The following is a 14,810-nucleotide window of genomic DNA, read 5'->3' as shown; positions in this document are numbered from 1 at the left end:
ACGTTCTAATGTCGAGTGACGACCCCTTCAGGAAGGCAGATGACGTGCGGTTTACCTACGCAGAGGCGATGACGGACTTTAGGTACTACATCCCGCTGGCCAAGGCAGCCGAGGCGGCCGGCTACGACGCCATGACGATCGCCGACAGCATCGCCTACCCGTTCGAATCCGACTCGAAGTACCCCTACACCCCGGACGGCAACCGCGAATTCCTGGACGGCAAGGAGTTCATCGAAACCTTCGTGCTCACTTCGGCATTGGGCGCGGTGACCACGAAGCTGCGGTTCAACTTCTTCGTGCTCAAGCTGCCCATCCGGCCGCCGGCGTTGGTGGCCAAGCAGATCGGGTCGCTGGCCGCGATGACCGATAACCGGGTGGGCTTCGGCGTCGGCACCAGCCCATGGCCCGAGGACTACGAGTTGCTGGGTGTCCCGTTCGCCAGGCGCGGCAAGCGGATGGACGAATGCATCGAGATCATCCAGGGCCTCACCACCGGCGACTACTTCGAGTTCCACGGTGAGTTCTATGACATCCCCAAGACCAAGATGACCCCGGCGCCCACCAAACCCGTCCCGATTCTGATCGGCGGGCACGCCGACGCGGCGCTGCGGCGCGCGGCGCGCCTGGACGGCTGGATGCACGGCGGCGGCGACCCCGAGGAACTCGACCACCTGCTGGCCAAGCTCAAGAAGTTCCGCGAAGAAGCCGGCAAGACCGGGCCGTTCGAGATCCACGTGATCTCGGCCGACGCCTACACCGCCGACGGCATCAAGCGGCTCGAGGACAAGGGCGTCACCGATGTCATCGTCGGCTTCCGTATCCCTTACATCAAGGGCAAGGACACCGAGCCGCTGGACAGCAAGATCCGCAACCTGGAGATGTTCGCCGAGAACGTGATCGCGAAGGTCTAACCGTCACAGCGGATCCCATTTCGGGGCGCGCTTTTCCCGGTGCGCCATCGCGGCCTCGACCGGGTTGTTCGTGAAGCCGCTGAGGATCTGGGTGCGGTTCTCGATCTCGATGGCATGGCGCAGGCCGGGCGCGTCCAGTGCGGCGTTGAGGCCAATCTTGGTCTGCCACACGCCGTATGCGTTGTTCTCGGCGATCTCGCGCGCCTTGCGCAGTGCCGCCGGCATCAGCTCATCGGCGGCGACGACCTCGTGCACCAGCTTGATGCGGTAGGCCTCCGCCGCGTCGATGATGCGACCGGTGAGCATGAGTTCGCGCGCCACCCCGGCCCCGACGATCTTGGGCAGTAGGTAGCTGGTGCCCATGTCCATCGACGAGAACCCCGCCTTGATGAACACCGAACCGAAGCGGGCCTCCTCGGCGGCGACCCGGATATCGCAGACCAACGAGAACGCCAGCCCACCCCCGACGGCGACACCGTTGACCGCTCCGATGACCGGAATGTCCATCTCGTAGATCCGGGTGTACAGGTTGGCCAGCCGGACCTGGGCGTCGTAGTTGACCTTGAACCCCGGGGTGGTCGGCTTGTTGGGCGTCCAGGGCTGTCCGGTGCCGCTCAGGTCGGCGCCGGCGCAGAATCCTCGTCCGGCACCGGTCAGGATCGCCACCCGGTACTCACCGTTGTCCAGCACGTCCAGGGCCTCGTGGACGCCGTCGATCAACGACCCATCGATGGCGTTGAGGCGTTCCGGCCGGTTCAGGGTGATGCAGGCGATGTTGTCTTCGAGACGTTCCAGTGTCACTGCAGGCATAGGGGAACCGTAGGCGACGTCGCTCTTTACCCAATAGGCATACCGTGGTTGGGCCACCACATCGAAGGAGCAGCCATGGCACGAACCGAAGGTGACACCTGGGACCTGGCCAACAGCGTGGGCGCCACCGCCACCATGGTGGCCGCGGCCCGGGCGGCCGCAACCAGACGCCCGCAACCGGTCATCACCGACGAGTTCGCCGAGCCGCTGGTGCGCGCCGTCGGACTGGATGTGTTCACCAGGCTGGCGGCCGGCGAACTCGATTCAGTGGACCTGGAGGAGGGTGTCGGGTTCTCGCGGATGGTGGACACATTCGCCGCCCGGGCCCGGTTTTACGACGACTATTTCGCCGCGGCCGGGCAGGCCGGGTTGCGCCAGGTGGTGATCGTGGCCTCGGGTCTGGACTCGCGGGCCTACCGGCTGCGGTGGCCCAGCGGGACGACCGTGTACGAGATCGATCAGCCGGAGGTGATCGCGTTCAAGACGGCGACGCTGGCCGAGATCGGCGCGGCCCCGACCGCCGAACTCCGCACCGTGGGTATCGATTTGCGCGAGGACTGGCCGTCGGCATTGCAGGCGGCGGGCTTTGACCCCGATCAGCCGACAGCTTGGCTCGCCGAGGGAGTGCTGATCGGGTTCCTTCCACCCGACGCTGAAGTTCGGTTGCTGGACGCCATCATTCCGTTGTCCCGCGAGGGAAGCCGGTTCGCGGCCGACTTCGGGACCGTCGCCCCGACGACGCCGGAGGGGCAGGAACAGACTCGGCTCATGACCGAGGGGTGGCGGCGGCAGGGGCTCGATCTGGACGTCGCCGGCTTGGCCTACCCGGGTGAGCACACCGACGTCGCCGCGCACCTGGCGGCAAACGGATGGAATACCACCACATTTCGGCTCACCGACCTGTTCTCCGCCGCGGGCCTACCGGAACTAGAGCCCGCCGAGCATCAGGTCCCCGCCGACACGATCAGCTTCGTCAGAGCGGTGCGACTCTAGCCGGCGCTGGTAGTCACGCGGACCGCTTGGCCAGCCACTCGGCCTGCATCACCAGCAGTGCCATGACCTCCAATTGCGGTGTCTGCGGATCGAGTTCGCGGTACCGCTGATAGACGTTGACGACGACGCGCTCGGCGTCCAGCCACGTGGCGTACTCGCCGAGGTCGATGGTGTCGGCGGCCTCGGCCCAGGACAAGCCCCGGCGGTAGGCGGCCTCGGCTTGTTCGGCGACGTGCACGAGATAGCCGCGCACCGCGCGGATACCGTCCGGATCGGTGACGGGACCGTGACCGGGCACCACCGTCGGCGCGTCCAGCGCGATCATCGTGTCGCACGCCGCGACCCAGTTGGCGATCGGGCCGGCCCACACGATGGGCGTGCAGCCGATGAACAGCAGGTCGCCGCCGAACAGCACCCCCGCGTCGGGCACGTGCACCACCGAGTCGGCGGCGGTGTGCGCGGGACCCAGATTCAGCACGTCGATCCGCCGCCCGCCGACCTCGACGGATAGGTTGCGCTCGAAGGTCTGGTCGGCGTTGCGCAGCGTGATGTTGCTGAAGTCGAAGTGCCCGAAGCGTTCTCGCGTGTACGGCGTCGCCACCGGTCCGAGGTTGGCGGTTTGCGCCATGGCCAGCATCTCGGGTGCCATCCCGTGCTCGATCTCCTCGGCGGTGCCGTGCGCGGCGATGATGCGCACCGACGCGTCGAGCAGTTGGTTGCCGTGGGTGTGGTCGCCGTTGGAGTGGGTGATCAACGCGTCGGTGATGGGCGCGGACCCGGTGATGGGCCGCATCGCGGTGAGCATCTCGCGGGTCAGCGCCAGGTCGAACAGGGTGTCCACCAACAGGGACGCGCCCTCGCCGGCGATCAGCCCGGCGTTGCTCCACCCGTAGCCCCCGTCCGGCAGCGTCCATGCCCACACCCGGTCGGCGACCTGATGCAGCCCGCGGGTGTAGGGCACCCGGGCGGGCGCCCGATTTACCCGCGGCGCGGCGGGCGCGGCGTCGGGGTTGGGTCGCGCGGCCAACGCGTGCGGCGCGCTGCTCGCGCGGACGGTCTGCCGGGTCTCCCCCAAGCCCTGGACTTGGAGCGTGACCACGTCGCCGTCGTGTAGCCAGCCGGGAAACCCTTCCAGCGCACCGGGATTGAGGTGCTCGACCAGGGTGCAGGTGGGCACCGTTCCGGAGCCGATGACGTCGCCGGGGTTGAGGGTGACGCCGCGCGAGGCGTAGGAGATGACTTCGCCGAAGGTCCAGTCCATCTGGGCCGTCGACCCCGTACCGATGACGGCGTCGTTGACCAGGGCGGGTGACCTGCAGGTCCAGCTTGCCTGGGTGGGAGGGGTCGCGGTACGGCTCGAGTTCGTCGGAGGTCACCAGGTACGGACCAAGCGTGACACCGCTGTCCTTGCCCTTGCCCTGTCCGATACCCAACTGGCTTTCCATCTGCTGCAGGTCGCGCGCGGACCAGTCGTTGAAGATGGTGTAGCCGATGATCGCCTGTTCGGCCTGCTCGACGGTGAGATCCTTGCCGCCGGCCCCGATCACCGCGGCGATCTCCAATTCGAAGTCCTGCCAAGCACTTCCGGGCGCCGTCGGCGCGTCGTCATAGGGCCCTAAAACGGTTGCCGGACAGGCGAAGTAGAACGCGGGGATGCGATACCAGCTGTCGGCGAGCAGCCGGCCAGCGCCCAGCGCGGCTTGGCAGTTGCGCATGTGGTCGAGGAAGCACAACGAATCCCGGATGGACGGCGGGCGCGGTATGGGTGCCAGCAATCGCGCGTCGGCGAGCGGTACCGTCGCCGCGGGGGAGCGCTGCGCCCCCTCCCCCGCTTGCCGCAGTCCGTCAGCGCCCCGCGCGATCAGGTCGAGCAGCGTCACTCCCGCCGGCAGCGCGTGAATGGTGTCGCCGGAGAGCACCCCCACGCGCTCGCCATCATCCCCTTGGTAGGTAACCCATTTCACTCGCGTACCACCTCACTTGCTTCCTTGTCCGGCCGTAGCCCCCGCCAACTCGATTGGCGAAGCCGGTTATCCGGGGTCCACTCGCTATAGCGCACCTCCCCGACCAGAACCGGCTCGACGTAGGTCACGCCCCGGGCTTCGCTGCGGGGCAGCGGTGGGTGGAAGGGGGATTCGTCGGTGTGCAGCGGCGCCAGCGTCTTCTTCAGCTTGGTCAGGTCGCGTTCAGTGAACCCGGTGCCGACGCGACCCGCGAAGTGCAGGCCGTCCGCGGTGGGGATGCCCATCAACAGTGAGCCGATGCCGCTGCTGCGTCCGCCTTCCCCCGCTTTCCAGCCGCCGATGACGACTTCCTGGGTGTTCCAATGCTTGTCCTTGATCCAGGACGACGAGCGCCGGCCGGGCTGGTAGGTGGAGTCGCGCCGCTTGGCGATCACCCCCTCCCAGCCGCGCTTGCCGGACTGCTCCAGCGCCTGCACGCCGTCCCCGGGCAGCAGCTCGGGAACGATGAGATCGCTTCCGGCGCCGAGCATTTCCAGCACCTTACGCCGGTCTGAGTACCGGGCTCGCAGCAGCGAGCGGCCGTCGAGGTACAGCACGTCGAAAGCCCAGAATTCGACGCGCGAGCCCCGACCGCGGTTCTGCATCTCATGGAAGTTGGGCACACCCGAGGAGTCCAGGACGACGGCCTCACCGTCGAGGATCACATGGTGGTCCGCGAGATCTTCTGCGAGCGAACGTAGTTCGGGGTATTCGCCAGTGACTTCGCGGCCGCGCCGAGACCGCACCCGGATGGCGCCGTGGTCGGCCTCGATCAACAGCCGGTAGCCATCCCATTTGCCCTCGAACGCCCACTGGCCCGCCTTCAGAGCCTTCACCGAACCATGGGTGGCCAGCATGGGGGCGATGGTGTCGAAGTCGAAGACCTTCTGATCTTTCATCCGGTGCGCCAGCCACTGGTTGCCGTTGGTCTGAATCAGTGCATAGCGTCCGGAGATCTTGCTGCCGTGCAGATTGACGATGACTTCCCCTTTTTCGGCGGAGTCATTGAACTTCTCGGCCTCGTAGGTTCCGGAGTCCCAGATGATCACCTTCCCGGCGCCATACTCCCCCCTGGGGATGATGCCCTCGAACCCGCCGTATTCCAGCGGATGGTCCTCGGTGTGGACCGCCAGGTGATTCACCGAGGTCGTTTCGGGCAGGTTCTTCGGCACCGCCCAGGACACCAGCACGCCATCCCGTTCCAGCCGGAAGTCGTAGTGCAGCCGGCGGGCGTGGTGTTCTTGGATGACGAAGCTATTCCCTTGTCCAACAGCCGGTTTCGCAACCGGGACCGGCTCGGGGGTTTTCGACGCGTCGCGCATGCTGCGGTATCTGCTCAGGCGATCGGGGACGGGTGCATCCTCGTCGAGCGCTGCCAGCAGATCTCCGTCACGGGCGACCCGGTCGAGCACTTCGTCATAACGCAGCTGGCGCAGCGACGGGTCGTCGAGTTCCTCCCAAGTGCGCGGCGCCGCAACGGTGGGTTGTTCGCGTCCGCGCAGCGAGTACGGCGCGATGGTCGTCTTGGCGCCGTTGTTCTGACTCCAGTCCAGAAAGATCTTTCCGGCCCGCAGGCTCTTGGTCATGGTCGACGTCACGAGTGTGGGCATCGACTTTTCCAGTTGTTGCGCAACGCGTTTGGCCAACACCGTCGCACCCTTAGTGCTCACCGGCTCCTGCAGCGGCGTGTAAAGGTGCAGGCCCTTGCTGCCGCTGGTGAGCGGATAGGTGGTCAGCCCGATTCCGGTGGTCAGCTCGCGGACGGCGCGCGCCACCTCGGCCAGTTGGGCCATCGTGACGCCTTCACCCGGGTCGAGGTCGAACACCAGGCGGGTCGCCGGGCCGGGTTTCAGTTCCTCGGCCCGGCTACGGGTCCACTCCGCGACGAAGCGCCACTGCGGTACGTGAACCTCCAGCGCGGCCTGTTGGGCGATCCAGGCCAGCCCCTCGACGCTGTCGATGATCGGATACGTCGTCGTTCCGGATCGATGTGTCACGCTGGCGCGCGGCAGCCAGTCGGGCGCCGACGAAGCCAGTTGTTTCTCGAAAAACGACTCCTCCTCAACGCCGTTGGGCCAGCGCTTGCGGGTGGCCGGCCGACCAGCGATGTGCGGGATCATCACCTCGGCGATGCGCGTGTAGTAGTCGAAGATGTCGCTCTTCGTGGTCCCGGTGGCGGGGTACAGCACCTTCTCGGCGTTGGTCAGTTTCAGCCGCGGTGCCATGTTGTCAAACTACGCGTTTCGCGCGTGTTAACCGCTTTGACCACAGTTAATCGCCCAACTGCCAAGTTATTTTGTGACATGACCCACGAACACGTTAGATCGGCGGGCAACCCGGGGCACAGACACTAGATGTTTGACGTAATCCCCTCCCCGTGGCGTCGAAACACCGGCGTCCCACTCAGCGACGCGACCCTACGACTGCATTCCCGGAGAATCGACGTTCCAACCTACGACCGGTCGTCCCTCGGCCGCGGAGTCGTCCACATCGGTGCGGGCAACTTCCACCGGGCGCACCAGGCCGTCTACTTCGACGATCTCGCCCGCTCGGGCATCTCCGACCGCTGGGGGGTTACCGGCGTCAGCCTCCACTCCCCGGACGTCAAAGACTTGCTGTCGGCACAGGACGGGCTGTACACCGTGGTACAGCAAGGGCACGATCGCCAAACTGCCCGCGTCGTCGGCTCGATCGGCTCGGTGCACTACGCACCGAACGACGGGGCAGCCGTCCGCGCCGCTCTCGCAGATCCTCAAACCCGCATCGTCAGCCTGACGATCACCGGCAACGGATACTTCCTGAACCCGGTCACCGACGAGTTCGACGCCGACGACCCCGATGTGCGCGCCGACCTGGTCGCGTCCGGCAACTACGCCACCGCGTGGGGGTACCTGACCGAAGCCCTGGACCGGCGTCGCCGCGCCGGCATCGCGCCGTTCACCGTGCTCTGCTGCGACAACATCCCCGGTGACACCCAGCCGGCGAGGACCGCGCTGGTGTCGTTCGCCGCTCTGAAGGACCCCGGGCTTGCCCGCTGGATCGACACGCATGTCGCGTTCCCGTCGACCATGGTCGATCGCATCACCCCGCAAACCTCGAAATCGGAGCGCAAATTCGTCGAGGAGACGTTCGGCGTCGCCGACAAATGGCCCGTCGTGACCGAGCCGTATTGCCAGTGGGTGATCGAGGATTCGTTCAGCAACGGGCGGCCGCCGCTCCACGAGGTCGGTGCCGAGTTCGTGGCCGACGTCAGCGACCACAAGCTGATCAAGACCCGGCTTCTCAACGGGACCCATATCGCGCTCGCGTGCCTGGCCATCCTGGCCGGATACCAGCGCACCGACGAGGCGATGCGCGACGGCATCATCGTCGATTTCGTCGAGAAACTGCTGCGCGACGAGATTCAGCCGCTGCTGCCCCCGGTCCCCGGGATGAACACACCCGAATACCGGCGCACCTTGCTCGAGCGGCTGAGCAATCCCCGAATGAGTGACCAGCTGTCTCGGCTGGCCCGACGAGGGACCAGCAAGATCGCGACGTTCGTGCTGCCCTCCCTGCAGGAGGCGATCGCGCAGGGCAGGCCACACACCCTGCTGATGTTGGCGGTCGCCGGATGGGCCCGTTACATGCGGGGCCACGACCTTCAGGGACGAAAGCTCCGCCTGGAAGACTCGCAGGCGATACCGGTGGCTAGGTTGGCCAACATGGCAAGCAGCAATCCCGATCCGCTGCTGGGGCATGAGATGTTCGCCGAGGTCCGCGCGGTCCCCGGTTTTGCCGAGCGCCTCGGCGACATGATCGCGGATATCGACGCGCGCGGTGTGTTGCCCACGCTGCGCGACGCGCTGCGCCACGACGAGCGGGAGTTGGTGGCACGATGACCGCGGGTTTGACCTTCGTGCGCGAATTCGACCCGGCGCCGATCACCACCCTGCTCTGCGACGCCGATGACAACCTGTTCGGGTCGGAGAGGCCGGCGTTCGACGCGTCGACCGAGGTGACGAATCGTTTCCTGGAGAGGTTCGGCGTGACCGCCCCGCTGAGCTCCGAGGAGCTGCGTAAGCGCGCCGTCGGGAAGAACTTCCGTACCACGGCTCTCGACCTGGCGGTGCAGTGCGAGGTTCCGCTCGACCAGACGCTGGCCCGGGGCCGCTCCGCCGCGGTGGTCGCGTCAGCCGAGGACGTGGCGAGCGGCAGCGCGTTGTGCGCCGACGAGCTCGAGCAGTGGGTGCGCGACGAGCGTGAACGGGTCACCGCTCACCTGGCTGTCACCCTGACCCCCGATCCGCAGGTGCTCGAACCGTTGCGCGACCTCGCGGCGCGCTACGCACTGGCGGCCGTGAGCTCCAGCGCGACCAAGCGTCTGCGTGCCTGCTTCACCGCCACCGGCCTCGACTCGCTCCTACCGGAGGCGGTGACCTTCAGCGCGGAGGATTCACTTCCGGTGCCGACGAGCAAGCCCGATCCGGCGGTGTATCTGCATTGCGGCCAGGTACTGGGCGTCGCACCCGAACAGGGGCTGGCCATTGAAGACTCCGTGGCCGGCGTGAAGTCCGCGGTCGCGGCCGGGTACGCCACCGTCGGCAACCTGATGTTCGTGTTGCCCGACGAACGGGATTGCCGCCGTGCAGAATTGATCGATGCCGGCGCGGTCGCGATCACCGACTCCTGGCGTGCCCTTGCTGATGTCCTGTTGTCGTCGGCCGTGCCGGCCGGCCGTTCCCCGCTCCTGTAGGACATCGACCTCGCAGAAGCGATCCGGGCTGCGACCCGGAAAGGAGGTGGCCAACGATGGCCAGCGCGATCAACCTGAACAACGCGATCGATCTGAACAATGCGTCGCTCTCCGAGCTGCCGATCGACGCGCCGAAGTATGACCGCGGCAGCGTCAGCGTCGGAATCGCGCACATCGGCGCCGGTCACTTCCACCGGGCGCATCAGGCCTCCTACATCAATCTGCTGCTGCAGCAAGGTTTGGCGCACGAGTGGGGCATTTGCGGGATCGGTGTGATGCCCGCCGACTGGACCATGCGCGACGTCCTCAATGACCAGGACGGGCTGTACACACTGATCCTGGAAAACCCCAACGGCAGCCGGGATGCCCAGGTGATCGGCTCGATCATCGACTACCGCTACGCCCCGGACGATCCGGATTCGGCGTTGGAGGTGCTGGCCGCCCCCTCCACCCGGATCATTTCGCTGACCATCACCGAAGGTGGCTACCGCGACCCCGACGGGCCCGCCTTCGCCTTGATCACCGAGGCGCTCGCCCGACGGCGCCAGCGCGGGATCGCGGCGCCGACGATCGCCTCCTGCGACAACATCGAGAACAACGGTGAGGTCGCCAGGCGTACCGTGCTCGCGAGCGCCGAACACGTGGATCCCGAGTTGGCCGAGTGGGTGGCGGAGCACGTCCGGTTCCCGAGTTCGATGGTCGATCGCATCACCCCGGCAACGACTTTGGAGATGGCCGCGGAAGTGCGACGCGACTTCGGCGTCAACGACCGGTGGCCGGTGGTGGCCGAGCCGTTCACCGCCTGGGTGATCGAGGACTCCTTCGCCGACGGTCGGCCGCCGCTGGAGCAGGCGGGCGTGCTGTTGGTCGACGATGTGCGCCCGTACGAGCTGATGAAGCTGCGACTGCTCAACGCGGGACATCAGTGCCTGGCCTACTTCGCCCATCTCTGCGGCTTCAAATTCGTCCACGAGGCCGCGAGCGATCCGTTGTTCGCCGAATTCCTGCGTGCCTACTTCGAATCCGAAGCCATCCCAACGCTCCCGCCGGTGCCGGGAATCGACCTGCATGAGTATGGCCGCACGCTGGTCGAGAGGTTTGCCAACCCGGCCGTGCGGGACACCGTCGCGCGGCTGTGCGCCTACTCGTCGGATCGCATCCCGAAATTCCTGTATCCCGTCATCTGCGACAACCTGGCCAACGGCGGACCGGTCCGGCTGGCGGCAGCGGTAGTGGCGAGCTGGGCCCGATACGCCGAGGGCGTCGACGAGTGGGGCAACCCGTACGAGGTGTTGGACCAGCTGGCGGACTCGCTCATTCCGATCGCCAGGTCGCAGCACGAGAATCCCACCGTGTTCATCGAGATCACCGCGGTGTTCAGCGATCTGGCCCATCAGCCACGCTTCGTCGAGGCCTACCTCTGGGCGCTGGATTCGTTGCACACCAAGGGAGCTCGCGCGACGCTGGATGCCTTGGTGCGATGACTCGCGGGCTGGTGATCGGCGAGTCGCTGATCGACATCGTCGGGAGCGAAGAGCACGTCGGCGGCAGTCCGCTCAACGTCGCCGTCGGACTCGGCCGGCTGGGCCGCGAAATCGACTTCCTGACCGCGATCGCCGACGACCCGTATGGGCGACGCATCGTCGACTACGTCGAAGCCGCAGGGGTGCAACTGGTTTCGGAAAGCCGGAGCGCGCAGCGCACGCCGACCGCGCGGTCAACCATCTCCGAAGACGGGTCGGCCGACTACGTGTTCGATCTGGACTGGCGGCTCTCCGGAACGCCGCCGGTCGCCCCGCCGCTATTCGTCCATACCGGATCGATTGCCGCTGTGCAGGATCCGGGCTGCCTGGCGGTCGCGGCGCTGATCGACACATATCGAGTCTCGGCCACGGTCACCTTCGATCCCAACGTTCGGCCGTCGCTGATCGCCGACCGGGAACTGGCCGTCGAACGCATCGAGCACCTCATCGAGCGCAGCGACATCGTGAAGGTCAGCGAGGAAGACCTACGCTGGATAGACCCCGCTCACCCGCCCGAGCAGATCGCGCAAACGTGGCTGCGGTTGGGTCCGGCCATCGTGGCGGTGACAATGGCCGACCGGGGCGCGGTGGCCTACTGCGCGGCGGGCGTCGCCCGGGTGCCGACGCGCGCGGTGCACGTGGTCGACACCGTCGGCGCCGGTGACTCGTTCATGGCCGGCCTGCTCGACGCGCTGTGGGAATCGGGATCGCTGGGCGGTGACCGTCGCGCCGACTTACACGCGATCGAGGTGGACGCGCTGACGACGGCGCTGGAAGCGGCGAGCCTGTCCGCGGCGCTGACCGTCGCTCGCGCCGGAGCTGACCTGCCGGATCGGGCCGCGCTGGACGCGGCTTCGGATCAGTAGGCGCATGCCCCGATAGGCGAAAGTCCGGGCGGACAATCCCAGGTCGTAGCCCTGTCGTGCTGTTTTGCCACCGGCCCTACGGGCATACTGACTTGCATGCGCTCCATCTGGAAGGGTTCCATCGCGTTCGGGCTGGTGAACGTCCCGGTCAAGGTGTACAGCGCCACCCAGGACCACGACATCAAGTTCCACCAGGTACACGCCAAGGACAACGGCCGCATCCGCTACCAACGCGTTTGCGAGGTGGACGGCGAGACGGTCGAATACCGTGACATCGCCCGGGCCTACGAATCCGACGACGGTCAGATGGTCATCATCACCGACGACGACATCGCCACCCTGCCCGAAGAACGCAGCCGTGAGATCGAAGTGCTGGAGTTCGTTCCGGCCAGCGAGGTTGACCCGATGCTGTTCGACCGCAGCTACTTCCTGGAGCCGGACTCGAAGTCATCGAAATCCTATGTGCTGCTCGCTAAGACGCTCGCGGAGACGGATCGGATGGCGATCGTCCACTTCACGCTGCGCAACAAGACCCGGCTGGCGGCCTTGCGCGTCAAAGACTTCGGCAAGCGCGACGTGATGGTGATCCACACCTTGTTGTGGCCCGACGAGATCCGCGATCCGGACTTCCCCATTCTGGACAAGAAGGTTGAGATCAAGCCGGCCGAACTCAAGATGGCGGGTCAGGTGGTGGAGTCGATGGCCGAAGATTTCAATCCCGACCGCTACCACGACACCTACCAGGAGCAGCTACAAGAGCTGGTCGACGCCAAACTCGAAGGCGGAGAAGCGTTTACCACCGAGGAACAGCCCAAGGAGCTGGACGAGACCGAGGACGTCTCCGATCTGCTCGCCAAGCTGGAGGCCAGCGTGAAGGCGCGTTCCGGTAACGGCAAGGCACCCACGAAGAAGGCCGCGGCCAAGAAGGCCCCCGCGAAGAAAACGGCCGCCAAGAAGGCTCCGGCCAAGAAGGCGGCCTCGAAGGCGTCGTCGAAATCCTGACCCGCAGTCGGGTCAGCGCCTGCGGGTGGACAGGAAGCGGGTCAGCGCCGCGACGATGTTGATGACGGCGACCATGATGATCAGGGTCAGCGCCGCACCCCAGATCCGCAGGAAGCCCGCGTGTTCGGGGTTGGTGAGCTCGGTGTAGATCAGCAGCGGCAGTGACGCCATATTGCCGTGGAAGATGTCGACGTTGATCGAACGGCTGTAGCCAACCAGCACCAGCACCGGCGCGGTTTCGCCGATGACTCGTGCGACGGACAACAGGATTCCGGACACGATGCCGGGCATCGCGATCGGGAAGACGATCCGCACGATCGTCTTCCATTTGGACACACCGAGCGCGTAGCTGGCCTCGCGCAGGTCGTCGGGCACCAGCCGCAGCATCTCCTCGCCGGAGCGCACCACCACCGGCAGCATCAGCAGGACCAGGGCCAGCGACACCGCGAACGAACTCTGCTGGAAGCCCAGTGTTGCGATCCAGAGGCTGAAGATGAACAGCGCTGCCACGATCGAGGGCACGCCCGCGAGCACGTCGACCATGAACGTCGTCAGTCGCACCAGGCGCCCGGATCCGTATTCCACGAGGAAGACCGCCGTCATCAAGCCCAGCGGCACGGCCAGGGCGGCGGCCACCCCGGCCTGCACCAGCGTGCCGTAGAGCGCGTGGTAGATGCCGCCGGAGAACTGTTCCGGCAACACGCCGTGCAGTGAGTGGGTCCACCAGCCCGATTGCGTGACCGCGTACCAGCCGCGCTCGACGACGATCCACAACACCCAGATCAGCGGCACCAGCGCGACGCAGAACGAGCCCAGGAAGAAAACCGTCGCGGCGCTGTTGGTGATCCGGCGCCGGAAGCTCACCGGCCGGAACACCTCGACCTTGACCGGCCGGTCCAGTGCTTCAACCGTCACGAGCGCCGCTCCTCGGCATCGCTTCGCGCTGCATCGTCGCCGGCGCGCGTCATCCGTTGACCTTGCCGCCGGCGATCGCGCGGGCGAGCGCATTGACGATGAACGTCAAGACGAACAGCGCGAATCCCGCCGAGATGTACGCCCCCGTCGGCAGCGGCGAGCTGAACTCCGCGGCCGCGGACGCGATCTTCGAGGCGAACGTGTACCCGCCGTCGAACAGCGACCAATTACCCGGGCGGGCGGCCGAACGCAAGATGATCAGCACCGCCACCGTCTCGCCCAGCGCTCGGCCCAGCCCCAGCATCGAGGCCGCGACGACCCCGCTGCGGCCGAACGGCAGCACGGTCATCCGCACCACCTCCCATTTGGTGGCGCCCAGCGCCTGCGCCGCCTCCATCTGGATGCGCGGGGTCTGCCGAAACACTTCACGCGAGACGGACGTGACGATGGGCAGGATCATCACCGAGAGCACGACGCCGGCGGTGAAGATGGTGCCGCCACCGGCCAACGAGACATTGCCCTGCTTGAACAGGAACAGCCAGCCGAGGTGGCGGTTGAGAAACGCGCCCACCGGCTCGATCTGGGGTGCGAGTACGAAGATTCCCCACAGCCCGAAGATGATCGACGGCACCGCGGCCAGCAGGTCCACCACCGCGCCGAAGGGGCGCGCCAGCCGCTTCGGCGCGTACTGGGTGAGGAACACGGCGATGCCGACCGCGACCGGGACGGCCAGCACCAGCGCGCTGAGCGAACTGAGCACCGTGACCATGAGCAGGTCGCGGATGCCGAACGCGAGCTTCGCCGGGTCGCTGGTGCTGAACTGGGCGCTGGTGAAGAAGTTCGCGTGGTTGACGCGCAACGACGGGATGGCGCGCAGCAACAGGAAGACCGCGATCAACAGGATGGCGACCACGATCGTCGAACCGGCGGCGGCGGCCATCAACTTGAACAAGCGATCAGCCCGCCGCCCCACGTGTTGACTCAGCGCAGTTAGTGCCGGCTTCTCCCCGGTCGACGGGCTGATTGCTGTTCCTCGTGTCACGACCATCCCA

Annotated in this window: 11 protein-coding genes and 1 pseudogene; 7 read left to right on the top strand and 5 right to left on the bottom strand. The window is 66.5% G+C overall.

Annotation, left to right across the window (positions count from 1 at the left end; genetic code table 11):
- Nucleotides 1-44: 44 nt before the first annotated feature.
- Entirely contained in the window at nucleotides 45-911 is an 867-nt protein-coding gene (locus MTY59_RS14245; protein ID WP_221041721.1) for an LLM class flavin-dependent oxidoreductase, read from the top strand.
- Between the two features lie 3 nt (nucleotides 912-914).
- Here the strand turns inward: MTY59_RS14245 and MTY59_RS14240 are convergent, their stop codons facing one another.
- Nucleotides 915-1,721 (bottom strand): enoyl-CoA hydratase/isomerase family protein, encoded by an 807-nt coding sequence (locus MTY59_RS14240; RefSeq protein ID WP_221041720.1) that lies wholly within the window; start codon nucleotides 1,719-1,721, stop codon nucleotides 915-917.
- Nucleotides 1,722-1,796: 75 nt separating this feature from the next.
- On the opposite strand from MTY59_RS14240, the gene MTY59_RS14235 reads away from it, so the two are divergent.
- Complete coding sequence (locus tag MTY59_RS14235; protein WP_221041719.1) at nucleotides 1,797-2,714, top strand: class I SAM-dependent methyltransferase; 918 nt, start codon at nucleotides 1,797-1,799, stop codon at nucleotides 2,712-2,714.
- Nucleotides 2,715-2,727: 13 nt separating this feature from the next.
- Here the strand turns inward: MTY59_RS14235 and MTY59_RS27690 are convergent.
- Nucleotides 2,728-4,678, bottom strand: a pseudogene (locus MTY59_RS27690) (fumarylacetoacetate hydrolase family protein).
- Nucleotides 4,675-6,942: an ATP-dependent DNA ligase gene (locus tag MTY59_RS14225; RefSeq protein WP_221041718.1), complete on the bottom strand. Its 2,268-nt coding sequence runs from the start codon at nucleotides 6,940-6,942 to the stop codon at nucleotides 4,675-4,677. The pseudogene MTY59_RS27690 and the gene MTY59_RS14225 overlap by 4 nt, the downstream one beginning before the upstream one ends.
- A gap of 129 nt (nucleotides 6,943-7,071) precedes the next feature.
- On the opposite strand from MTY59_RS14225, the gene MTY59_RS14220 reads away from it, so the two are divergent.
- The 5 genes from MTY59_RS14220 to ku all read left to right on the top strand — a co-directional run bounded on the left by MTY59_RS14220 (nucleotide 7,072) and on the right by ku (nucleotide 12,843).
- Complete coding sequence (locus MTY59_RS14220) at nucleotides 7,072-8,598, top strand: mannitol dehydrogenase family protein (protein WP_221041717.1); 1,527 nt, start codon at nucleotides 7,072-7,074, stop codon at nucleotides 8,596-8,598.
- Nucleotides 8,595-9,452, top strand: coding sequence for an HAD family hydrolase (locus MTY59_RS14215; RefSeq protein ID WP_221041716.1), 858 nt, complete (start codon nucleotides 8,595-8,597; stop codon nucleotides 9,450-9,452). The genes MTY59_RS14220 and MTY59_RS14215 overlap by 4 nt, the downstream gene beginning before the upstream one ends.
- Before the next feature lie 56 nt (nucleotides 9,453-9,508).
- Nucleotides 9,509-10,936, top strand: a complete 1,428-nt coding sequence (locus tag MTY59_RS14210) for a mannitol dehydrogenase family protein (RefSeq protein WP_221041715.1) — start codon at nucleotides 9,509-9,511, stop codon at nucleotides 10,934-10,936.
- Nucleotides 10,933-11,841, top strand: a complete 909-nt coding sequence (locus tag MTY59_RS14205) for a carbohydrate kinase family protein (RefSeq protein ID WP_221041714.1) — start codon at nucleotides 10,933-10,935, stop codon at nucleotides 11,839-11,841. Before MTY59_RS14210 ends, MTY59_RS14205 begins: the two co-directional genes overlap by 4 nt.
- Before the next feature lie 96 nt (nucleotides 11,842-11,937).
- On the top strand, nucleotides 11,938-12,843 hold the full coding sequence (gene ku, locus MTY59_RS14200; protein WP_221041713.1) for a non-homologous end joining protein Ku: 906 nt from the start codon (nucleotides 11,938-11,940) through the stop codon (nucleotides 12,841-12,843).
- 12 nt (nucleotides 12,844-12,855) lie between these two features.
- On the opposite strand, the gene pstA is transcribed toward ku, so the two are convergent.
- Together pstA and pstC are read right to left on the bottom strand one after the other, a co-directional pair.
- Nucleotides 12,856-13,758, bottom strand: a complete 903-nt coding sequence (gene pstA, locus MTY59_RS14195) for a phosphate ABC transporter permease PstA (RefSeq protein WP_221041712.1) — start codon at nucleotides 13,756-13,758, stop codon at nucleotides 12,856-12,858.
- A 49-nt stretch (nucleotides 13,759-13,807) separates the two neighbouring features.
- Complete coding sequence (pstC, locus tag MTY59_RS14190) at nucleotides 13,808-14,806, bottom strand: phosphate ABC transporter permease subunit PstC (protein ID WP_284145214.1); 999 nt, start codon at nucleotides 14,804-14,806, stop codon at nucleotides 13,808-13,810.
- Nucleotides 14,807-14,810 lie beyond the last annotated feature (4 nt).

The organism is Mycobacterium senriense (assembly GCF_019668465.1).
Classification (GTDB): domain Bacteria; phylum Actinomycetota; class Actinomycetes; order Mycobacteriales; family Mycobacteriaceae; genus Mycobacterium; species Mycobacterium senriense.
Note: the sequence above shows the minus strand (reverse complement) of the source record. Positions and strands in the feature narration are given on the sequence as shown.